This window comes from Halorubrum salipaludis, assembly GCF_002286985.1.
GTDB classification, from domain to species: Archaea; Halobacteriota; Halobacteria; order Halobacteriales; family Haloferacaceae; genus Halorubrum; species Halorubrum salipaludis.
The window spans coordinates 387,508-409,829 of record NZ_NSKC01000001.1; the positions used below are offsets into that span (position 1 = coordinate 387,508).

A 22,322-nucleotide genomic window follows, 5' to 3' on the forward strand; every position below is an offset into this window, starting at 1 on the left:
GCCATTTGTGGACCCGACAGTCCGCGTCGGCGCGCCCGCGAGGTCGCCGGCGGCTCTGCCGCCGGCTGCCAGAGAATCTCCGATTCTCGCTGGAGTCGGTCGCCTGGAGCAACGCGGAAGGCGACCGACGAGGATGGGGAGGCGCGAGGCACACGCTCGGTAGATTGGGGGTGTGAGATGCGAAGGGCCGCGAAGACTGCGGAGCGCGCTTACTGCCCAATTACTCGCCGTCTGTAGTCCCGGCACGCAACAGCTCCATCGCGTCGACCGCGACCGGAGTCGCCTCGTAGCCGCGCCGCCCCGCGACATCGACCTCGTCGATCAGGCCGGCGGCCCGGAACTCGGTGATCGCGCCGTGGATGTCGGACTCGCACATGTCGGTCGCGTCGAGGAGGTCGATCGCGGCGATCGGCCCCTCGTCGACGACCACGGCGAGGAGGCCGAGCGACCGGTCGTCGCGGACCGCGCCGAGGGTCCGGCGGACCGGCGCCGGAACCCCCGAGGCCGCGGTCGCGAGCGGCGACTCGCCGTCGACGACCGAGAGCTCCTCGTTGTCGACGTACCGCTCCTCGCCGGTGGCCGGATCGCGCACCCGACTCGACTCCGCGGAGCGTTTCACGAGGAGGTACGTCTCGCCGGCCGCGTCACGAACCGTCTGCATGGATCGGAGAGAGCGGTCGCGGGGCCATTACGCTTCCGGGGGCTCGGCGTCGGACTCGGGGTCGGCGTCGGACTCAGGGTCGTCGGGTCCGGCTTCGGCGGCGGAGGACGATTCGTCCCCGTCGTCGTCGGAATCCGACTCCTCGTCGTCCCGCGATCGCTCCCACGACCGATACGTCTGGTAGGTCCGGACACCCGCGAGGAGGCCGGCGACGAACAGGGCCGGACCGAGTCGCGACCGGCCTTCGAAGAACCACAGCATCGGGCCGAGCGCGACGAGGAGCACGGCGGCGTTGGCGTAGATGACCGCGACGACGAACGCGCGGAGCGTCCCCGAGTCGACGTCGCTCGCGCCCTCGAAGTCGCCGTCGTCGTCGAACCGCTTCACCGAGGGCGCCTTCGGGATGTCGGGCGTCATCTCCCGCTCGGCGTCGGAGCTCTCGCCGACGGAGATCTCGCCCTCGTCGTCCTCGTCGAGGCTGAACACGCCCGCACGTACGAGGGGGCGGGGCAAAGGGGTTCCGTCCCGCCCGATCCGCGAGCGGCGGCTACGGAGCTGCGGGAAACGGAACGGAAGGAACCGCCGCCTCAGAGCGCGTCGGCGAGCCGCACCGTTCGGCTCGCCTCGACCCACGCGAGGGGGTTCGCGGCGTCGAAAAGCACCACGTTCCCGTCGTCTTCGTACACCTCCACCTCGGCGTCGACCTCGTCGCGATCGGCCGGGCGAGCCACCTGGGGTTCGGAACGTGGGTCCGAAGGCATGGACCGTGGTAAGTCATCACACATTATATGCCTTTCCGTGGCGGGAGACCTCGCCGCACCCGAAAGCCGAGTTTTTTAGCCGGGTGCGCCGAAGCACTGGTATGACTCAGTCGGGGCTGTCTGACTTCTCGTCGTCCGGAGAGTCGGGCGACGGGGCGGAGGACGGCACGGAAGCCGAACGGGAGGAGCTGGCCGCACAGGAGGCGGCCGTCGTCGCCGGCGGCGGGCGCGGCCACGTCAGCGACGTGGTCGACGTCGACGAGGCGAAGTTCCCGGAGTCGACCGGGACCGTCGAGCTGATGATCACCCAGATCGACTACGCCGTCGAGGGGTACGGGAACGACGAGTACCCGGTCGTGCACGTGTTCGGCCGGCGGCCGGCGGAGAACGCCGAGGGGGCCGACCACGACACCGTCGAACACCTCCGCGTGCTCGGCGTCGAGCCGTACTTCTACGTCCCCACGGCCGACCTCGACCGCGACCCGGTCGAGGAGTACGACGTGGTGATCGGCACCCGCGAGGAGAACGCCGAGGGCGAGCCGTACGAGAGCATCCGCGGCGAGCCGCTCACCCGGATCGTCACCCGAACCCCCCGCGACGTGGGGAGCATCCGCGACGACTTCGCGACGACGTTCGAGGCGGACATCCTGTTCCCGAACCGCTTTCTGATCGACAACGGGCTCAACGGGGGCATCCGCGTGGAGGAGCGCCGGCTCGACGACGGGGACGGGACGATCCAGGTCCACGAGGGGATGCTCGAACCCGCCGCGGTCGACGCCGAGATGCGGGTGAACACCTTCGACATCGAGGTCGACGACCGACGCGGCTTCCCCGAGGACGGCGAGGAGCCGATCATCTGTCTCACCAGCCACGACTCCTACGACGACGAGTACGTCGTCTGGCTGTACGACGCGCCGGAGGCCGAGATTCCGCCGCCCGAGGACCTCCCGGACTACGAGGGGATCGTCGACGAGGGCGCCAATCTCGACTTCGAGGTCCGGACCTTCGACGAGGAGGCCGCGATGCTCGACGCGTTCGTCGCGTACCTCGACGAGACCGACCCGGACCTGCTGACCGGGTGGAACTTCGAGGACTTCGACGCGCCGTACGTCCTCGACCGGCTGGAGGTGCTCGACGACGGGAGCCAGTACGACCTCTCCGTCGACCGGCTCTCCCGGATCGGCGAGGTGTGGCGCTCCGGCTGGGGCGGCCCGGACATCAAGGGCCGGGTCGTCTTCGACCTGCTGTACGCCTACAAGCGCACGATGTTCACGGAGCTGGAGTCGTACCGGCTCGACGCCGTCGGCGAGCGCGAGCTGGGCGTGGGCAAGGAGCGTTACACGGGCGACATCGGCGACCTCTGGGAGCAAGACCCCGAGCGGCTGCTGGAGTACAGCATCCGCGACGTGGAGCTGTGCGTCGAGATCGACCGCGCGCAGGACGTGATCGCCTTCTGGGACGACGCCCGGAAGATCGTCGGCTGCAAGCTGGAGGACGCGACGACGCCCGGCGACGCGGTCGACATGTACGTGCTCCACATGGCGTACGGCAACTTCGCGCTCCCCTCGAAGGGCCAGCAAGAGGCCGAGGAGTTCGAGGGCGGCGCGGTGTTCGACCCGATCTCCGGCGTCCGCGAGATGGTGAGCGTGCTCGACCTGAAGAGCCTCTACCCCATGTCGATGGTGACGATCAACGCCTCGCCGGAGACGAAGGTCGACCCCGAGGAGTACGACGGCGAGACGTACCGGACCCCGACGGGCGTCCACTTCCGGAAGGAGCCCGACGGGATCATCCGGGAGATGGTGAACGAGCTGCTCGACGAGCGCGAGGAGAAGAAGGCGCTCCGAAACGAGCACGATCCGGGGACGGAAGCGTACGAACAGTACGACCGGCAGCAGGGAGCTGTCAAGGTTCTGATGAACAGTTTGTACGGCGTGTTCGGGTGGGATCGATTCCGCCTGTACGACCGCGAAATGAGCGCGGGCGTCACCTCCACCAACCGCGAGGTGATCGCGTTCACCGCGGACGTGACCGACGAACTTGACAGGGAAGTTACATATGGAGATACTGACAGCGTCATGCTCTCTCTCGGTGATTTGTCGAAAGAAGAGGCCATCGACACCTCCTTCGAGATAGAGGACCACATCAACGACCGCTACGACGACTTCGCGCGCGAGGAGCTGAACGCCGAGGATCACCGCTTCCAGATCGAGTTCGAGAAGCTCTACCGGCGCTTCTTCCAGGCGGGCAAGAAGAAGCGGTACGCGGGCCACATCGTCTGGAAAGAGGGGAAAGACGTCGACGACATCGACATCACCGGGTTCGAGTACAAGCGGTCGGACATCGCCGGGATCACCAAGGAGGTCCAGCAGAACGTCATCGAGACGATCGTCACGGGCGACGACATCGACGAGGACCTCGAGGAGGTGAAGTCGTACCTGGTGGACGTGATCGCGCGGGTGCTCGACGGCGACGTGGACGTCGAGGAGATCGGCATTCCCGGCGGGATCGGCAAGAAGCTCGACGCCTACGAGACGCCGACCGCACAGGTGCGCGGCGCGAAGTACGCCAACCTCATGCTCGGGACCAACTTCGGCAGCGGGTCGAAGCCGAAGCGGCTCTACATCGAGAAGGTCCACCCCGACTTCTGGGCGCGGATGGAAGCGGAGGAGGGGCTCGACCCGCAGCGCGACCACCTGTACGGGGAGTTCAAACGCGATCCGGACGTGATCTGCTTCGAGTACGCCGATCAGGTCCCCGACGAGTTCGAGGTCGACTGGGAGAAGATGTTGGACAAGACGCTTCAGGGACCGATCGAGCGCGTCATCGAGGCGCTCGGGATGTCGTGGGAGGAAGTGAAGACGGGCCAAGAGCAGACCGGGCTCGGATCGTTCATGTGAGCCGGAACGGCGGCGGGCCCGAGTTCTTGAAACCGCTTTTCGATCGTTGAGAAAATTTCTTTTCGATTTCGGGATATTCTACGGGAGATGCGTAACCATTAACCCGCCGAGAGACCAGTGTACGGACACGAGGCACGAGAATACATATGGCAACTCTCGAAATCAACGATCTCCACGCGCGGGTAGCTGAAGAGGACGGCGAACGCATTCTTCGCGGGGTCGACCTGACCGTCGAGTCCGGAGAGATCCACGCGCTGATGGGTCCGAACGGCTCCGGGAAGTCGACGCTCGCGAAGGTCATCGCCGGCCACCCCGCCTACGAGGTCACCGGCGGCGAGGTCCTCCTGCACCTGGACGAAGAGGACGTCGCCGACATCGACGCCGAGCTCGACGACGAGGACTACCACTGGGAGCTGTTGGAGCTCGAACCCAACGAGCGCGCCGCGCTCGGGATCTTCCTCGGGTTCCAGTACCCGGCGGAGATCGAGGGTGTCACCATGACGAACTTCCTCCGACAGGCGCTCAACGCCAAGGCGGACGAGCGCGAGGAGCTGTTCGAGGAGGAGGACGAAGACGAGGAGGCTGAGGCCGACGCGGACGACGAAGGCTACGAGACCTCCCCGATGGAGGGTCCCGCGGACGACGGCGAGATCGGCGTCGCCGAGTTCCAGGAGATCCTCTCGGAGAAGATGGAGCTGCTCGACATGGACGAGAAGTTCATGCAGCGATACCTCAACGCCGGCTTCTCCGGCGGCGAAAAGAAGCAGAACGAGGTCCTGCAGGCGGCGATGCTCGAGCCCGGGATCGCGGTGCTCGACGAGATCGACTCCGGGCTGGACATCGACCGGCTCCAGGACGTCTCGAAGGGGATCAACGCGCTCCGCGACGAGCAGGGCACGGGCGTCCTCCAGATCACCCACTACCAGCGGATTCTCGACTACGTCGAGCCCGACCACGTCCACGTCATGCTAGACGGCGAGGTCGTCAAAAGCGGCGGCGCGGAGCTCGCCGAGAAGCTCGAGGACAAGGGGTACGACTGGGTCCGCGAGGACGCATTCGAGACCGCGTAACCGAATCCGGGCACGCGATACACGTAAACACGAGAATCCGTAACAAGATACTATGAGCTCACAACAGGACGAACTGAAGGAGACAGACACCGAGGCCCGCTTCGAGTTCAAGAAGGAGGAGAAGTCCGCCTTCCAGACCGACAAGGGCCTCACCGAGGAGACGGTCCGCGTCATCTCGGAGGACAAGGACGAACCGGAGTGGATGCTGGAGCGGCGCCTGCGCGCGCTCGAGCAGTTCCAGGAGATGCCGATGCCGACCGACTGGCCCGGACAGCCGGACCTGAGCGAGGTCGACGTCGACGAGATCATCCCGTACATCCGGCCGGACGTGGACGTCCGCGCCGGCGTGGACGACTGGACCGAACTCCCGGACGAGATCAAAGACACCTTCGACAAGCTGGGCATCCCGGAGGCCGAGAAGAACGCGCTCTCCGGTGTCGGCGCGCAGTACGAGTCGGAGGTCGTCTACCAGAACATGCAGGAGCGCTGGGAGGAGAAGGGCGTCATCTTCTGTAACATGGACGAGGCCGTCCAGGAGCACGAGGAACTCGTCCGCGAGCACTTCATGACGAAGTGCGTCCCCCCGAGCGACAACAAGTTCGCGGCGCTCCACGGCGCCATCTGGTCCGGCGGCTCGTTCGTCTACGTGCCGGAGAACACCACCGTCGACATGCCGGTGCAGGCGTACTTCCGGATGAACAGCGAGGGGATGGGCCAGTTCGAGCACACGCTCATCATCGCCGAGGAGGGCTCCGAGGTCCACTATATCGAGGGGTGTTCCGCCCCGAAGTACTCGGCGTTTAACCTCCACTCCGGCGGCGTCGAAGTGTTCGTCGGCGAGGACGCCCACGTCCAGTACTCCACGGTGCAGAACTGGTCGAAGAACACCTACAACCTGAACACGAAGCGCGCCATCGCCGAGAAGGGCGGGCGCATGGAGTGGATCTCCGGGTCGATGGGGTCGAAGGCGACGATGCTGTACCCCTCGACGATCCTGAAGGGGCGCGGCGCCTCCGACAACCACATCACCATCGCCTTCGCGGGCGAGGGGCAGGACATCGACACCGGCGCGAAGGTGTACCACAACGCGCCCGAGACCAAGTCGACCATCGAGTCGAAGTCGATCTCGAAGGACGGCGGCCGCACGAACTACCGCGGGCTCGTCCACATCGCCGACGGCGCCGAGAACTCCTCGACCGCCGTCGAGTGCGACGCGCTGATGTTCGACAACGAGTCGACCTCCGACACCATGCCGTACATGGAAATCAACGAGTCGAAGGTCGACGTCGCCCACGAGGCGACCGTCGGGAAGATCGGCGACGAGGACATCTTCTACCTGCAGTCGCGCGGCCTCGACGACGACGACGCCAAGCAGATGATCGTTTCGGGCTTCATCGAGCCCATCACGGAGGAGCTGCCCATCGAGTACGCCGTCGAGCTCAACCGGCTCGTCGAGCTCGAGATGGAGGGCTCGCTCGGATAACATGAGCACGCAAGCAATCGAGAGCCTCTCTGAGGACACGGTACGACGCATCGCCGACGAACGCGACGAGCCCGAGTGGCTCCTCGAGACCCGTCTGAACGCGCTGTCGGCGCTGGAGACGGCCGACCTCCCCGACGTGATCCAGACGCCCGGGCGTCGCTGGACCGACCTGGAAGCGCTCGACTTCGAGTCGCTGGTCGATCCGCTGAACCAGTCGGACGCCACGGAACGGTCGGTCGGCGACGACGAGGTCGTCGTCCTCCCCTTCACCGAGGCGTTCGAGGAGTACGGCGACGTCATCGAGACGAACTTCGGCTCGGTACTCGACCCCGAAGAGAACTACCTCACCGCGCTGTCGGTCGCGCTGTTCACGACCGGCACGTTCGTCTACGTCCCCGAGGGCGTCGACGTCGAGGACGTGACGGTGCGCGCGGAGATGAACTCCCGTTCGCTGTTCAGCCAGACGCTCGTCGTCGCCGAGGAGTCGTCGTCGGTGACGATCCTCGAGTCGATCGAGTCGGGTGGCAGCGAGGCCGGCGACGACCGGTACTTCTCGAACCTCGTCGAGATCGCGGCGGGCGAGAACGCGAGCGTCCAGTTCGGCTCGCTCCAGAACCTCGACGACGACACGTACACCTACTCGCTGAAGCGCGCCGACGTGGGCACCTACGGCACCGTCGACTGGATCGAGAGCAACTTCGGGTCGAAGCTGACGCGCTCTGACGTCGAGTCGGAGCTGAACGGCGACGGCGCCGAGAGCCAGATCGTCGGGACGTTCTTCGGAACCGACGACCAGCACTTCGACATCAACGCCCGCGTCTGGCACCAGGCCGAGCACACGACCGCCGACCTGGTCACGCGCGGCGTGCTCGACGACGTGGCCCGCTCCGTCTACGAGGGGGTTCAGGACGTCGGCAACGACGCGTGGAACACCTCCAGCTACCAGCGCGAGAACACGCTGATGCTGTCGGACGACGCCGAGGCGGACGCGTCGCCGAAGCTGATCATCCACAACCACGACACCGAGGCGTCGCACTCCGCGACGGTCGGGCAGGTCGACGCCGAGGACCTGTTCTACCTCGAAAGCCGCTCGATCGACTCCCGCACGGCGCGGAACATGCTCGTCGAGGGCTTCTTCGTGCCCGTCCTCGAAGAGATCGCCGTCGACGAGTTCCGCGACGACGTCGAGGAGCTCGTCTTCGAGCGCCTGCAGTAACGGCCGCGTTCGGTTCCCGTTTTTTGACGCAGCGCAACCGGGAGCGCCGGCTGCGGCTACAGACGAGTCTCCGACGGCTCGTCGATCAGTGAGGGTTCGAAGAAAAGGGCCCGTCCGGCGGCTACGGGGAAGGGTTACGCGTCGGCGTCTTCGTCGTCAGCGTCTTCCTCTTCGTCGTCATCGTCAGCCCCCTCGTCCTCGTCGTCTGCGTCCGCATCGGACGCGACGTCGCTCACGGCGTCACCGAGGTCGTCGAGCTCGCCGTCGAGGTAGGCGCTGATCTGCTCGTGGATCTGACTGACGTGATCGGGCGCCTGATCCGGCAGGGCGGACGGCGGGCCGCGGTCGCCGGACGCCTCGCTGGCTGCGCCGTCGTCGTCCTCGGCGTCGTCGTCCTCGTCGCCGTCGGCCGCGTCGTCCACGGGCGCGTCGGACGGAGCGTTCTCGTCGGCCGCCGTCGCGTTGTCGTTCGCCTGTGCGTCTGCGGGGGCGGCGGCGCCGACCGCCGCCACGCCACCGATCAGGACGGTCACGGCGAGCGCGACCGTCGCGAGTGTTTTCGCGTTCATCGCGTCTTCCCGTATCGACCGCCGGGAAATAAGGGGTGGAAGCGCTCAACCCGATTTTATCCGAATTCGTCGGCGTCGTTCCGCGTTTATTCCGATTTAACGCGGGATAATTCGGGATAACGGGTCTCTCGGCCGCGAACCGATCCGGACGGCGGGTTCGGTGCGCCGACCGCCCACTGCCCCCGCCAGCGCGCGGAGACGGACCGAACCGTGAGAGGGAACACCTTAAGTCGGAGAGGCTCGGAACTGTTGACGTATGCGACGCGTATCGGTCCGTCTCGGGTGGTCGTCGTGAGCGTGAGCCAGCGGGTCGCCTCGGACGACCAGCTCGCGCGGCTGCTCCAGATCGGAATCGTGCTCGAAGAGGTCGTCGAGGCGCGGACCCACCGGCACTACCAGCAGCTGGACGCCGAGCTCGACGAGGAGGTCGAACAGCTGCTCGCGGACGCCGCCGAGGAATCGGCGGCCCACCGCGAACGGTTAGAGACGCTGATCGAGGACCTCGGCGTCGACAGCGTCCCGTTCGGCGAGATCGAGTCGCTCGTCGACGCCCGGTACGGTCGGACCCGGCCGGAGGACTTCGACGACGTGCTGTACGACCAGCTGTGTAACGAGGAGACGGCCTACAAGTTCTACGACGACCTCATCGGGGCGATCGAGGACTCGGACGTCGAGTTCTCGATCGACCGCGAGGAACTGGTCGCGACCTTGACGGCGATCCGCGACGAGGAGGCCGAGGGGGTGCGCGAAGTGACCGAGGTCATGGAACGACGATGAACCGAACTGAGGAGCAGCCGACGAGTCCCGACGGAGGGGAGCCGTGAACACCGCAGACCAGTACCTCAAGACGATATACGTCGTACAGGACCAGGAGGACGGCCCCGCCTCGACCGGATCGATAGCCGACGCCCTCGGCGTCAGCCCGGCGAGCGCGAACGAAATGATCGGGAAGCTCGAGGAGCGCGGGCTCGCGGAACACGAGAAGTACAAGGGCGTCACGCTCACGGACGACGGGATCGTGCGTGCGCGAGACGCGCTCCAGACCTACTGTATCATCGAGCGCTTCCTCGCGAACGTGCTCGCCGTCGAGGACTTCCAAGCGGAGGCCCGCGAGCTGGAGGCGGTCATCGACGACACCGTCGCCGAGCGGCTCGACACGATCATCGACCGGGAGCCGGAGTGTCCGGACTGTTTCGACCCAGAGACCGACGCCTGTTCGTGTCTGGAGATCGCGGCGGCACCGGTCGAACCGGAGCAGTAGAACCGGAGCAGTAGCGGAAATACGCCCGTAGAAGCCGTTTCTAGACGCCCGTCGAGTACCGTAGAATGCCGGCGATACCGCCGAACGCGTCGAGCAGCTGCTCGCCCTTCTCGAAGTCGGTGGAGATGAACTTGGTGTCGGTGCCGCGCTGCTCGGCGATCGCCATCAGGTGTTCGATCACGTCCTCGCGCTCGTCGACTTCCGCCTCCTCGCCGCACTCCGAGCACTCGTGGTCCGGGGTCGAGTGTCGCGAGTCGATCACCTCGTACTCCTCGTGGCCGTTCGGACACTCGTAGACGACCACGTCGGAGCGGAGGTCCTCGGAGATGAGCAGGCGGTCGACCGAGCCCATGATGAGGTTCCGGCGGGTCTGATCGAAGCCGTAGGTGGCCTCGTCGCCGGTGTTGAGGTTCTCGAAGAACGTCTCCATGTGGCGTTTGTCCTCGACGATCTCCTGGTCGGCGAGCGCCTCGCTGGCGTTGTCGACCAGATCCTTCAGTCCGGACTCGTCGGTGTACGCCACGTCGAACTTCCCGAGCACCTTATCCTGCAGCTCGTGGTGCAGGTAGTCGCCGTCGAGGAACTCGTCTTTGGTCGGGGAGGGGCCGCCGACGAGGATGCCGTCGAGCTCGTGGCGCTTGTCGACGAACAGGTCGTTGGCCATCCCCGCGACCTCCTGGTAGAAGTTGTCGATCGCTTCCAGCCGCAGGCGGGCGAACCGCTGTGCGGACTGACCCCCCTTCCGCTGTTTGCCGGGGACGAGCGAGGAGGCGGACTTGACGGCCTCGACCCGCTTGCCCTTCAGCCAGCCGACGTTCGCCTCGCGGCGGTCGAGGACGATGAGCCCGAACAGTCCGGAATCCTCCAGCATGTGTTCGAGCGGCTCGGTGAGGAACTCGGAGTCGCAGTGGTACCGGAACGACTCGACGGGCTGGGGCGGCGACTCCAGCGTCCGGGTGACCATGTCGGTCTGGCCGCCGCCGGCGTCGATCGCCCCCGAGAAGATCACCATCCCGTTCTCCGGCGGGAAGGTGTCGTAGTAGCGGAGGCGGTCCTTGATCGAGGTGAGCGCGTCCTGAACGGCTGTCCGCGTCTGCTTGGACTTGATGTTGGACGCCTCGCTGTGTTCCTGCGTGACGTGGGCGACCACGTCGGAGATCTGCCGATCCTCGGGGATGTAGATGGTGACGAGCTGCGTGCCGGAGCCCTCGAAGTCGCGGAGCTCCTCGATGACCTTGCGGAACTCGTACTTCCGCCGGTCCTTGCTCGTCTCTTGGGCGTCGCTACTCATTACCCAAACTACGGCGGCGTGCGTGTAAGTAAGCTTTGACCTTCCCGCCGGCGCGGCGGTACCGCGTCGCATGGACCGTCGATCGCGGGATCTTTTATAAATGATCTGCGGTGGCGCGCGCCCGTGAGCGGGCCTTCGGCCCGCGAGCGGCGACGCGCGAGGGAGTCGGTCGTCCGGAGCAACGCGGAGGGCGACCGACGAGGCTGGGGAGGCGTGAGGTGTGGTGCGGTGCCGTGCGGGTGGGTGGGACCCAAAGGGGCAGCCGGCGAGGCGGGCACAGGCGACGCAAGCACTGGAAGGAGCGCACCGCGAGCGACTGAAGCGCGTGGTTCGAGAGAGCGAAGCTCTCTCGTCATCACGAAAGGGGCGGAGCGCCTTTCGAACGACAGCGAGCGTGTGCCCGCCTCGCCGGCTGGGGCTTTGGAAGTGGTCACCGCTGATCTGTCAGAAATGCTTATAAGTGAGTCGACGACCCCTCAACCGGAAAGAAACGAGTTGCCGCCTCGATCCTACATCGACTCCGGCGCCTCGACCCCGAGCACGTCGAGGGCGTTCGCCATCGTGTGCTTCGCGGCCGCGACGACCGCGACGCGGGCGGCCCGCAGCTCCGCGTTCTCGGCGGACACCACCGGACACTCCCGGTAGAAGGCGTTGTAGGCGTCGGCGAACTCGCGGGTGAACGTGGCGATTGTGTGCGGCTCCAGGTCGTCGGCTGCCGACTCGATCGCGGCCGGGAACCGGGCGACCTCGCGGAGGAGGTCGCGGGCCTCCGCGGTCTCCAGCGCCGAGGCGTCGACGTCGAGCGGGTCGCCCGGTTCGGGAACCGCGATCCCGGCGTCGGCCGCCTCGTCTAAGATCCCGCAACAGCGCGCGTGGACGTACTGGACGAACGGGGCGGACTGCCCCTCGAAGTCGAGCGCGTCCTCCCACTCGAAGGTGATCGCTTTCGCGGGCTGTTTCGAGACGATGTCGTACCGGACCGCGCCGATCCCGACCTGATGGGCGATGCGCTCGACGTCGTCCTCGGTGAGGTCGTCGTCGCGGATCCGGTCGTCCATCCGGCTTTCGACGGCCTCGCGGGCGCGGTCGATCGCCTCGTCGAGCAAGTCGTCGAGCATCACGCCGGTCCCCCGCCGCGTGGACATCTTCCCCTCGGGGAGATTCACGTACGAGTAGATGACGTGACCGAGCCGGTCGGTGTCGTTGCCGAGGAGTTCGAGGGTCGCGTCGAGCTGGTCGGCCTGCAGCTTGTGGTCCTCGCCGAGCACGGTGACGGCGCGGTCGTAGTTGTCGAACTTCCACTCGTGGTGTGCCAGGTCGCGGGTGGTGTAGAGGCTCGTGTCGTCGGAGCGGAGGAAGACGAGGTTCTTGTCGATCCCCCAGTCGTCGAGCTCCAGCTGCCAGGCGTCCTCCTCGTAGACGGCGTGGTCGGTCTCCTTCAGGCGGGCCGCGATCTCGTCGGTCGAGCCGTCGCGCATGAACCGCGTCTCCTTGACGAACTCGTCGAACTCCGCGGGCAGGCGGGCGAGACAGTCTTTCATCCCGCCGAGCACCGTATCGACGACCTCGCCGACGCGCTCGTACGTCTCCTCGTCGCCCGCTTCGAGGCCCTGGAGGATCGCGGCGATTTCGTCTTCCGCGGCCTCGACCGCGTCGGGGTCGGCCTCCTCCAAGAAGGCGTTCCCCTTGCGGTAGTAGCGCACGAGGTCGTACTCGGCGCGGTCGCGGGCAGGCTCGGCGTCGAGGTCAGACTCGTCGAACCGCTCGTACGCCCACGTGAACACCGCCATCTGGCGGCCGGCGTCGTTGACGTAGTAGTGGCGGTCGACGTCGTAGCCGGCGTATTCCATGAGGTTCGCGACCGCGTCGCCGACGATCGGGTTGCGCGCGCGGCCGACGTGGACCGGACCGGTCGGGTTCGCGCTCGTGTGCTCGACGACGACGGAGGTGTCCCGGTCGGGGAGCGCCCCGTAGTCAGCGTCGGGGGCGGCCGCGTCGAGCGTGTCGGCGAGGTATCGGTCGTTCGCGTGGAAGTTGACGTACGGGCCCGCGGTGTCGACATCGGCGACGTAGGCCGTGTCCGTCACGTCGACCGCCTCGGCGACATCCGCCGCGACGTTCGGGGGCGCGTCGCCGACCTCGCCCGCGAGCCGGAAGGCGACGCTGGAGGCGAGCGTCGCGTCCATGTCGTCGGGCGGGCGTTCGATGCCGAGGTCGTCGGTCGGGAGGTCCAGGGCGTCGAGCGCGTCGCCGAGCGCGGCCTCGACCTCCGACCGGAACTGCCGGAACATACCGTCCGTTCGTGGGTCGGCCTAAAAGGCCCTTCCGAAGCGGCGCCGGGGCGAAACGGTTTCTCCGAGACAGCGGGTCACCGGTCCGCGCTCGCCTCGGCGTCCGTCTCGAAGGCGACCCACTCGGCGTGAGCGTCGGGGTCGTCGGGGAGGTACGTCCCCTCGGTGCCACACTCGGTGACCAGTCGGCAGACGGAGCGCTCCGGCGGCCAGACGACCTCGACGCCCGCGCCGTCTCCGATCTCCGCGTCGCCGTCGCCGCCGGCTCCCGCGGCTCGGATCGTCGCCTCCTGCCGATAGGTGAACGTCGAGCCGGTCGGGTCGACGAGCGTCACCGTCACGATCGCCTCGTCGCCCGCGGGGTCGAACGGGACGGTCGCGTTCGGCGCGCCCGCCAGCCGGACGCCGTCGGGACCGATCGACCAGTCAACCGAGAGCGAGCCCGCCGGATCGTCGACGACGTAGCGCGCGAAGTCGTCTCCCGTAGTCGACCCGCCGGTCCCCGTACTCTCCCCGTCAGCGCCGCGCACGGTCTCAACCCGGACGTGTGCGGTCTCGACCCGGTCGGGGACGCCGACGGTGGTCGTCGCCTCGATACGCGCCCCCTCGCGAACGTCGAGCGGTTCGAGCTTCGGGGCGACGTGGCGGGTCGGATCCGGCGTCCATTCTCCCTGATACGCGTACCGGTAGAGGTCGCGGTCGGGATACGCGTCGATCACCGCGAAGTCCTCGGCCGGGTCGCGGTCGAGCGCGTACACCACCTCGCCGTCGAGGCCGGGATCGTTCCGGAGCGACTGGAACGGGTGGTTCTGCCACTCGCCGTACGGCGTCGGAATGAAGACGAGGTCCTCGTCGAACTCGGTCGCCTCGATCGGCTCGTAGGCCGTCTCGTACTTGTCGGCGAGCGGCGCGTTCCGCTCGATCGGCGTCGAGACGGCCGCGGCGCCCGCGACGCCGGCAGTGACCAGTGCGAGGGCGACCGCGACCGCGACGACCGCGCGAGCGGACCGCGGCGAGAGCGCGTCGGCGAGCCGCCGGCGGACCGCGGGGAGCGCCCGCCACGCGGCCGCGACCGCGACGCCGCCGAACACCGACAGCGGGACGAGCAGGTCGAAGTGGTAGAACGGGCCGAACTGCGAGACGAACCCGTCGGTCGGGTCGGAGAGCGTCGCGAGCGCGTTGTGCGTCCCCCAGAAGAACAGGTTCCCGACGGCGACGGAGACCGCGACGCCGCCGACGAGGAGCCCGGCGGTGCGCTCGAACCGGGGATCACCGGGCGCCGCCGAGTCGACCGCGTCGCTCCCACCGGCGCCCCGGACGCCGCCGACCGCGCGCCGTCCCGACAGCCAGCGCCGCGCGGCTAGCGCGCCCCCCGCGAGCGCGAGCGCGGACCCGATCGGACCGCCCGCCACCCACCGCGTCAGGAGGAACCACAGCGCGTAGCCGTTCGAGCGCGCCGCGAGCTCGGGGGTGTAGTCGGCCGAATGGCCGAGGAGCCGACGCTCGCCGAAGCCGGGGCCGTCCATCGGCGCGAACGCCTCGTACGGGAACGTGAGGGGCGACCCGGTCATCCGGAGGTTGTACGCGAGCGTGACCCCGACGAACAGGGTTCCGAGCAGCGCCGTGAGCCCGTGACGGCGCACGGCGCCGGGGAGCGGAAGTGGCAGAACGCCGGCGTCTCGGACCGCGACACCGACCCGGACCAGCGCGTGGCAGATGAACGGCGCGGCAAACAGCACCGCCGTGAACGGCCGCGCAAAGAACGCCACTCCGATCGCGGTCCCGGCGACGCCGGCCGCCGCGATCGACTCGTCCCGCACGCTCCGGAGGTACGCGACCGCGAAACAGAGGTTGAAGAACGTCGTGGGCGCGTACGGGAGGAAGACCGCGGAGGAGGCCACCGCCATCGGCGAGGCCGCGAACAGGACGGCGGCCGCGAGGCCGACGCGGCGGTCGAAAACCGTCGCGCCGAGCAGGTACACGAGCGCCGCGTTGCCGGCGGCGACCGCCGCGAGCGTCACCCGCGGCTCGCCGAACAGCGCCATCGAGACCGCGTACATCGCCGCGGGAACGGGGCTGTACTTCGGGTAGAGCCGGCCGCCGTCCTCGACGAAGAACCACGGGTGGAAGGCGTCCGCGAGCGCGCCGGCGTGCAGCTCCAGCTGCCCGGAGCGCAGCATCGCGGCCTGCATGAGGTACACCCCCTCGTCGTGGTTGGTCGAGTGGTACGCGAAGACGGTCGCGGCGACGGCGAAGACGAGGACGCCGGACGCCGCGGCGACGACGCCGGCCACGAGCGTGAGACGGTCCGCGCGGGCGACCCGAGCGCGGCCGCGGCTCGCGAGTCGGCGCGCGAGCGAGCGCGGAGAAGAGGGGTCCGGACGGGGCGACACGGGAGTCGGTGAGAGGTGGCCTCAGACCTCGACGCCGGCGTCGCGCATGAGGTCGATCGTCGTTTCGAGGTCGGACAGCTCCGCCAGGTCGATGTCGGGGACGTCGAGCTCGTCGATCGTCGGCAGGTCGCCGACCGGCTCGACGCCGGGGATGAGCGGGTACTCGAACGTCGACCGAGCGAAGTAGTCCTGCGCCTCGGCCGACAGGAGGTGGCGGACGAAGTTCCCGGCGAGCGTCGCGTCGCTCGCGGTGTCGACGACCGCGGCGCCGGCGACGTTGAACACCGCGCCGGCGTCGCCGCTGGTGAACGCGGTGCCGATCGACGCGTCGGGGTTGCCGTCGAGGACGCGCTGGATGTAGTAGTGGTTCGTGAACGCCGCGTCGATCTCGCCGTCGGCGATCCCCTGACAGGCGGCGAACTCGTTGTTGTACGGGGTGATGCCCGACTCGACGACGGCCTCGAGCCACTCGCGGGTGGCCTCCTCGCCCTCGATGAGCCGCATCGCGGTGACGAACGCCTGACAGGATCCGTAGGAGGGCGCCCAGCCGAGGTCGCCGTCGAACTCCTCGGGGTACGCCATGATGTCGTCGGGGAGCTCGTCGTCGCCGAACGCCTCCGTGTTGTACGGAACGGTGCGTGCGCGCCCCGAGGTGCCGATCCACTGGTCCGTCCGGAACTCCTCGCGGACCAGCTCGGCGACGTCGTCGGGGACCGCCTGCGTGCGTCCCTCGTCGGCGAGCGCGCCCAGCGCGCCGGCGTTGACGGAGTAGAACACATCGGCGGGCGACCCCTCGCCCTCGTTGGCGATCTGGTTCACGAGGTCGGTGGCGCCGCCGTACCGGACCGTGAGGTCGAAGTCGTCGTACTGGTCCTCGATGTACCCGACGAGCTCGCCGACGAGGAACTCGCCGCGACCGGAGTAGACGGTGAGTTCGCCCTCCAGGTCGGGCATCTCGGCCATCGGGGTGCCGCCGGGGGCGTCGCGCCCCTCGCGTCCGGAGCCGATCTGTCCAACCGACTCGCCGTCTTCCCCGTCGCCGTCTTCGCCGTCTTCCCCGTCGCCGCCGTCCTCCTCGTCGTCGCCCATACACCCGGCGAGGCCGACGACGCCGACGCCGCCGGCCGCGGCGAGGAACCGTCGTCGGTCGACGCCGTCTCGTGCGTGTCTCGTCATGTGTTTTAGGCTAACCTAAATGCTTTTAGTCGTGTCGGTTCAGTCGTCCGCGACCGCCGGCGTCCGGGCGAGCGCGTCGAGGCAGTCGAGCCAGTCGCGCATGTACTCGCCGCAGTGGTTGAGGAACGCGCCGTTGTTCCACTCGTCGAAGTCGCCCTCGGCGAGCGCGTCGGCCATCGCCGCGAACACCGCCTCGAAGGAGTCCGCGTCCTCGCCCGCACCGTCGACGACCTCCCAGACGTGTTCGTTCAGCTCCAGCCCCGCCACCTCGTTCGCGAGGTCGTCGAACGTCGAGCGCGGCGCCTTGTTGTGCTCGCACAGCGGGCCGCCGTTGTAGATCCGCTTTCCCAGCACGTCGGCGGCGCGTTTTAAGAACAGCCCCGACCAGATGTCGTCGAACCGGCCCACGTCCCACTCGTTGTCGTCCATCGGGAGCTGGTAGAACGCCGGGATCACCTCGCGGCGGAACGCGAGGTTCATCGAGCAGACGGTGAGGTAGTTGCCGCGCGCGGCGACGAAGTCCTCGCCGAAGTCGTCGGCGGTCGTCCGCGTCTGCGCCTGCCCCTCTAAGTCGCCGTCCATCAGGATCCGGACCGCGTCGAGGTCGGGCACGTTCGTCCACAGGCCCTGCGAGGCGACGACCTCGCCGGACGCGACGTCGACCGCGTCGGTCTCGACGGTCTCGTCCATCGCCGAGTACGGGTAGCCCCGCGGGTAGAGCCCGTGCTCGTCGGCGTTCTGGTAGAGGACGTTGACCCAGTCCTCGTCGGAGCTGACGCGCTCGATCTCGCCGCCGAACGCGAGGTTCTCCATGTGACGGCCGAAGTAGTCCGCGTCGTCGTGCGGGAGCGTGTCGTCGTCGATGAAGATCCCGTACTCGAAGGCGTCGTCGGCCCACATGTAGAGGAGCCCGAAGCTCGTCTCGGCGTGGCTCGCGGCCGGGACGACGTGTCCGTACTCCGCGACCCCGTTGGCCTCGTACCACTCCTCACGGCGGCTGCCGTCGAACACCTCGCCCGACACGTCGAGGTCGTCGAGCATGGCGCGCATCTCGTCGACGTCACAGAAGTCCTCGGTGACCAGGACGAAGTGGAGCCGGGAGACGTCGAACCCGTGTTCCCGGGCGTTCGCGACGTACTCGCGGAGACACTCGTACTCGCGGATCGTAGGGACGATAACGCATATGTCCCCGCTCGCGGCGGCTGAGCGGCGTTCTTCCATACCCAGAAGTTTTTAGGCTTGCCTAAAAGTTTGACGGTCCGGAATTCGACGGCTCCCGCTCGCCGTCGGCGCCCTCCGACGAGGCCGCCGACGAATCGTCGACGACGCTCCCCCCGTCCGTCTGCACCGACGGGGCCGGCTCCCCGTCTGCCGCGGGACCCTCCGTCGGCGAGAGGCCGAGCGCGAGCGCCGCGACGCCGCCCCCGGCGAGGGTGACGGCGTTCTTCAGGGCGTGGTCGAGGATCGCGGCCGCGAGCGCCGTCTCGACCGGCATCCCCGTCGCGCTCACGACGAGCCCGGTGAACGCCGCCTCGTACAGCCCGATTCCCCCCTGCGAGAGCGGGAGCACCTTCGCGAGGTTGCCGACGCTGACCGCGAGCGTCCCGACGACGAGCAGCGTCGGCGTCGGGACGAGCCCGCCGACGCCGCCCGTGAGCGCTTCGAGCACGAGGACGGCCGTGAGAACGTCCAGCGCCCAGACGACGAGGCTCCAGAGGAACACCCCGCCGAGACGCCGGGGATCGGCGGCGACGACCCGAACCGAGGCGCCGAACCGAACGACCGCGTCGACGAGCCGGGAGAGGCGCGGCCGCGCGACCCGAGCGCGGAGCGCGGGCCCAAATCGGCGGTCGCTCCGGGCGACCGCAACGGCCGCGATCGAGAGGGCCACGGCGACGGCGGCGAGGCCGGCCGCGGCCGCGAGGGCGGTCGACGGCGCGACGGCGCCGACCGACTCGCCGGATCCGGGCGATCGACCGGTCAAGAGTAGAACGCCGAGCGCGGCGCCGCCGAGGACGCCGATGGCCACGAGGTCGAACGCGCGCTCGACCGCGAGCGACGCGACCCCGGTCGGGTACGGAACGTCCCGGCGCTCCTTGAGCAGGTACGCGCGGACCCCGTCGCCGGCCCGCGCCGGAACGATCAGGTTCGCGGTCTGGCTCGCGAACACCGCCGCCGTGAGGAAGCCGACCCGACAGCGCCGCCCCATCGCCGCGAGCACGTCGGCGTACCGGCGCCCGCGGACCGGCCACGAGAGGGCGTAGACGGCGAGGGCGGCGCCGAGGAGCGCCGGGTCCGCCGCCGTCACCGCGCCGACGACCGCGTCGGCGTCGAGGGTGCGGACCGTGACGGCGACGCCGACTGCGAGGACGAGCACCGTCCCGAGGACCGTGAGTCGCTCCCGCGAGAGGTGCCCCCGGAGCCGGTCTCGAACGCGGCCGTCAGTCATCGGTTCGGCGGCGTTCGAGGGGTCGTTCGGCGCGCATACGTTGATTTAGGTTAGCCTAAATTACTTAACGCTGACGGTCCTGCCCGCCTCGGGCGCCCCCCGGCACCGCCGGAACTCGTTTGTGCGTGGCGGCCGGAAGCGGCACGTGACCGACGCCGATATCGACGCCGACGGCGAGCGCGTCCGGATGTGGCTCGTCGAGCGCACCTACTCCGACGACGAGCAGAACATGGTGATCCTCACGTACGCGACGCCGGACGGCGAACGGTACTTCCGCAAGGAGCGGGCGCTCACCTCCTTCACCGACGTGCGCGACACGACCGCCGCCGTCGACGCCGACCCCGAGAACGTCGGCGCGGTCGACGACCCGGCCGACCGGGAGCGATACGCGGCCGAGGCCGAGCGGATGGCCCGGGCCCACGACCCCGACGACGTGATCTGACCGCCCCGACGACGTGATCTGACCGCCCCGCCGGCGTGGCCGACCGCCGCGGTCGGGTTTAACCCGCTTCGGCCCGAACGCCACCGCGATGCGCGCCACGCTCGAAACTCTCGCGGTCGCCCTCCTCATCGGCCTCGCGCAGCTCGGGTTGAGCGTCGTCGGCCTCGCGGGGATCTTCGCGCTGTCGACGCCGCTGTCCGTCGCGCCGTGGACCGTCGTCACCAGCGTGTACGCGCACGGGTCGATCGGCCACCTGCTGGCGAACGCGCTCGCGCTGCTCCTCGTCGGCCCACTCGTCGAGCGCCGGACTACCCGGCTCCGGTTCCACGCGTTCGTGGTCGGGACGGGCGCGCTCGCCGGCGTCGCACAGGTGACGCTCGGCGGACTGCTCGGCCCCTCGGCCGCCGTGTTGGGACTGAGCGGCGCCGTCTTCGCGCTCGGCAGCTACCTGCTGGCGGGCAACGTCGCGAGCGCGACGCTGTTCGATCGCCTGCGGCTCTCCTCGCGGACGCAAATCCTCCTGTTCGGGGTCGTCGCCGTCGTCCTCACCGCGACGACGGCGGCGCCCGGCGTCGCGCTGATCGCCCACGCGATCGGCGCGTTCTGCGGGCTCGTCGCCGGGCGGACGCGGCTGCTCGACGTGCGGTGACGACGGGCGCGGCTGCTCGACGTGCGGTGACGGCACGCGGACGGGCGGCGAACGGACGGCGTCGCCGCTGGGCGCGTCGAAAAACGAAAGGGGTGAAAGAGAAACGCCCTAGCGCTCAGTCTTCGAGAACGATCTCGATGCTGACGTCGTTCGGCACTTGGACGCGCATGAGCTGGCGGAGCGCGCGTTCGTCGGCGTCGATGTCGATCAGACGCTTGTGGACGCGCATCTCCCAGTGCTCCCACGTCGCCGTCCCCTCACCGTCCGGGGACTTGCGCGACGGGATCTCGAGCGTCTTCGTCGGCAGCGGGATCGGGCCCGACAGGGCGACCCCCGTCGAGTCCGCGATCTCGCGGACGTCGTCGCAGATGTCGTCGAGGTCCTCGGGGCTCGTGCCGGCGAGGCGGACGCGTGCCTGCTGCATCGATTATCGCTCGTTGACGTCGAGCACCTTGCCGGCCGCGATGGTCTGACCCATGTCGCGGATGGCGAAGCTGCCGAGTTCCGGGATCTCGCCGGACGGCTCGATGCTGAGCGGTTTCTGCGGGCGCACGGTGACGACCGCGGCGTCGCCGGACTTGATGAAGTCCGGGTTCTCCTCGGCGACCTCACCGGACGAGGGGTCGATCTTCTGATCGATGGACTCGATCGTACAGGCGACCTGCGCCGTGTGGGCGTGGAAGACGGGCGTGTACCCGGCCGTGATGACCGACGGGTGCTGCATGACGACGATCTGCGCCTGGAACGTCTCGGCGACGCTCGGCGGGTCGTCCGCGGGGCCACAGACGTCGCCGCGGCGGATGTCGTCCTTGCCGATGCCGCGGACGTTGAACCCGACGTTGTCACCGGGCTCGGCCTTGGGCACTTCCTCGTGGTGCATCTCGACCGTCTTCACTTCGCCGCCCACGTCGGACGGCTGGAAGGAGACGTTGTCGCCGGTGTTGAGGATCCCGGTCTCGACGCGTCCCACGGGGACGGTCCCGATGCCGGAGATGGTGTAAACGTCCTGGATCGGGAGGCGCAGCGGCGCGTCCGTCGGCGGCTCCGTCTCGGGCAGGTCGTTGAGGGCCTCCAGCAGGGTCGGCCCGTCGTACCAAGGCGTGTTCTCGGACTCGTCAGCGACGTTGTCGCCGTCGAACGCGGAGATCGGGATGAACTTCGCGTTGTCCGTCTGGAAGCGGACCTGCTTGAGGAGGTCCTTGACCTCGTCGACGACCTGGTTGAACTTGGACTCGTCGTGGTCGACGACGTCCATCTTGTTGACCGCGATGATGAGCTCGTCGATACCCAGCGTGCGGGCCAAGAAGACGTGCTCTCGGGTCTGGGGCGCGACGCCGTCGTCGGCCGCGACGACGAGCACCGCGTTGTCGGCCTGCGAGGCGCCCGTGATCATGTTCTTCACGAAGTCACGGTGGCCCGGACAGTCGACGATGGTGAAGTAGTACTCGTCGGTGTCGAACTCCTGGTGGGCGATGTCGATCGTGACGCCGCGCTCGCGCTCCTCGGCGAGGTTGTCCATCACGTAGGCGAACTCGAAGCCGCCCTTGCCCTTCTCTTCGGCTTCCTCGCGGTGCTGCTCGATTACGTGCTCGGGGACGCTCCCCGTCTCGAAGAGGAGGCGACCCACGAGCGTACTCTTGCCGTGGTCGACGTGGCCGATAATGGCCAGGTTCTGGTGCGGTTTGTCACTCATGGGGTAATCACGCGCTA

Annotated in this window: 20 protein-coding genes; 8 read left to right on the plus strand and 12 right to left on the minus strand. The window is 68.3% G+C overall.

The window, feature by feature from the left end; genetic code table 11:
• Positions 1-220: 220 nt before the first annotated feature.
• The 3 genes from CK500_RS01775 to CK500_RS17290 form a co-directional block, all read right to left on the minus strand.
• Complete coding sequence (locus CK500_RS01775) at positions 221-661, minus strand: DUF7346 family protein (protein ID WP_095635540.1); 441 nt, start codon at positions 659-661, stop codon at positions 221-223.
• Positions 662-688: 27 nt separating this feature from the next.
• Complete coding sequence (locus tag CK500_RS01780; protein WP_095635541.1) at positions 689-1,147, minus strand: DUF7322 domain-containing protein; 459 nt, start codon at positions 1,145-1,147, stop codon at positions 689-691.
• A gap of 101 nt (positions 1,148-1,248) precedes the next feature.
• A complete protein-coding gene (locus CK500_RS17290) occupies positions 1,249-1,422 on the minus strand; it encodes a DUF7331 family protein (protein WP_198951481.1) in 174 nt (57 codons plus the stop codon).
• A gap of 101 nt (positions 1,423-1,523) precedes the next feature.
• Between CK500_RS17290 and CK500_RS01785 the strand changes: the two genes are divergently transcribed.
• The 4 genes from CK500_RS01785 to sufD all read left to right on the plus strand — a co-directional run bounded on the left by CK500_RS01785 (position 1,524) and on the right by sufD (position 8,091).
• Positions 1,524-4,322: a DNA-directed DNA polymerase gene (locus CK500_RS01785; RefSeq protein WP_095635542.1), complete on the plus strand. Its 2,799-nt coding sequence runs from the start codon at positions 1,524-1,526 to the stop codon at positions 4,320-4,322.
• A 146-nt stretch (positions 4,323-4,468) separates the two neighbouring features.
• On the plus strand, positions 4,469-5,392 hold the full coding sequence (locus tag CK500_RS01790; protein ID WP_095635543.1) for an ABC transporter ATP-binding protein: 924 nt from the start codon (positions 4,469-4,471) through the stop codon (positions 5,390-5,392).
• Between the two features lie 52 nt (positions 5,393-5,444).
• Positions 5,445-6,875, plus strand: a complete 1,431-nt coding sequence (gene sufB, locus CK500_RS01795; RefSeq protein WP_095635544.1) for a Fe-S cluster assembly protein SufB — start codon at positions 5,445-5,447, stop codon at positions 6,873-6,875.
• A 1-nt stretch (position 6,876) separates the two neighbouring features.
• Positions 6,877-8,091 carry a Fe-S cluster assembly protein SufD gene (gene sufD, locus CK500_RS01800; RefSeq protein WP_095635545.1) on the plus strand — a complete coding sequence of 405 codons (1,215 nt, stop codon included), beginning with the start codon at positions 6,877-6,879 and terminating at the stop codon, positions 8,089-8,091.
• A 134-nt stretch (positions 8,092-8,225) separates the two neighbouring features.
• On the opposite strand, the gene CK500_RS01805 is transcribed toward sufD, so the two are convergent.
• Complete coding sequence (locus CK500_RS01805) at positions 8,226-8,660, minus strand: hypothetical protein (RefSeq protein ID WP_095635546.1); 435 nt, start codon at positions 8,658-8,660, stop codon at positions 8,226-8,228.
• 291 nt (positions 8,661-8,951) lie between these two features.
• Between CK500_RS01805 and CK500_RS01810 the strand changes: the two genes are divergently transcribed.
• Both CK500_RS01810 and CK500_RS01815 read left to right on the plus strand, forming a co-directional pair.
• Positions 8,952-9,437 carry a rubrerythrin gene (locus CK500_RS01810; protein WP_095635721.1) on the plus strand — a complete coding sequence of 162 codons (486 nt, stop codon included), beginning with the start codon at positions 8,952-8,954 and terminating at the stop codon, positions 9,435-9,437.
• Between the two features lie 43 nt (positions 9,438-9,480).
• The gene (locus CK500_RS01815) at positions 9,481-9,921 is read left to right on the plus strand and encodes a metal-dependent transcriptional regulator (RefSeq protein ID WP_095635547.1); all 441 of its coding nucleotides are present in this window, start codon (positions 9,481-9,483) and stop codon (positions 9,919-9,921) included.
• Positions 9,922-9,961: 40 nt separating this feature from the next.
• Here CK500_RS01815 and prf1 read toward each other — a convergent pair whose 3' ends face one another.
• The 6 genes from prf1 to CK500_RS01845 form a co-directional block, all read right to left on the minus strand.
• On the minus strand, positions 9,962-11,212 hold the full coding sequence (gene prf1 / locus CK500_RS01820; protein ID WP_095635548.1) for a peptide chain release factor aRF-1: 1,251 nt from the start codon (positions 11,210-11,212) through the stop codon (positions 9,962-9,964).
• 509 nt (positions 11,213-11,721) lie between these two features.
• On the minus strand, positions 11,722-13,503 hold the full coding sequence (argS, locus tag CK500_RS01825) for an arginine--tRNA ligase (protein ID WP_095635549.1): 1,782 nt from the start codon (positions 13,501-13,503) through the stop codon (positions 11,722-11,724).
• A gap of 77 nt (positions 13,504-13,580) precedes the next feature.
• Complete coding sequence (locus CK500_RS01830) at positions 13,581-15,896, minus strand: ArnT family glycosyltransferase (protein ID WP_095635550.1); 2,316 nt, start codon at positions 15,894-15,896, stop codon at positions 13,581-13,583.
• Positions 15,897-15,917: 21 nt separating this feature from the next.
• Positions 15,918-17,072, minus strand: coding sequence for an extracellular solute-binding protein (locus tag CK500_RS01835; RefSeq protein ID WP_095635551.1), 1,155 nt, complete (start codon positions 17,070-17,072; stop codon positions 15,918-15,920).
• Positions 17,073-17,111: 39 nt separating this feature from the next.
• Positions 17,112-18,293: an alpha-1 4-glucan-protein synthase gene (locus CK500_RS01840; RefSeq protein ID WP_095635552.1), complete on the minus strand. Its 1,182-nt coding sequence runs from the start codon at positions 18,291-18,293 to the stop codon at positions 17,112-17,114.
• 22 nt (positions 18,294-18,315) lie between these two features.
• Positions 18,316-19,521, minus strand: a complete 1,206-nt coding sequence (locus CK500_RS01845) for a lysylphosphatidylglycerol synthase transmembrane domain-containing protein (protein WP_095635553.1) — start codon at positions 19,519-19,521, stop codon at positions 18,316-18,318.
• 187 nt (positions 19,522-19,708) lie between these two features.
• Here CK500_RS01845 and CK500_RS01850 point away from each other — a divergent pair, with 187 nt between their 5' ends.
• Positions 19,709-19,963 carry a hypothetical protein gene (locus CK500_RS01850; protein WP_095635722.1) on the plus strand — a complete coding sequence of 85 codons (255 nt, stop codon included), beginning with the start codon at positions 19,709-19,711 and terminating at the stop codon, positions 19,961-19,963.
• Positions 19,964-20,051: 88 nt separating this feature from the next.
• Entirely contained in the window at positions 20,052-20,612 is a 561-nt protein-coding gene (locus CK500_RS01855) for a rhomboid family intramembrane serine protease (protein WP_095635554.1), read from the plus strand.
• 115 nt (positions 20,613-20,727) lie between these two features.
• Here CK500_RS01855 and rpsJ read toward each other — a convergent pair whose 3' ends face one another.
• A complete protein-coding gene (gene rpsJ, locus CK500_RS01860; RefSeq protein WP_004048854.1) occupies positions 20,728-21,036 on the minus strand; it encodes a 30S ribosomal protein S10 in 309 nt (102 codons plus the stop codon).
• 3 nt (positions 21,037-21,039) lie between these two features.
• Positions 21,040-22,305 carry a translation elongation factor EF-1 subunit alpha gene (gene tuf, locus CK500_RS01865; protein WP_095635555.1) on the minus strand — a complete coding sequence of 422 codons (1,266 nt, stop codon included), beginning with the start codon at positions 22,303-22,305 and terminating at the stop codon, positions 21,040-21,042.
• Positions 22,306-22,322: the final 17 nt, after the last annotated feature.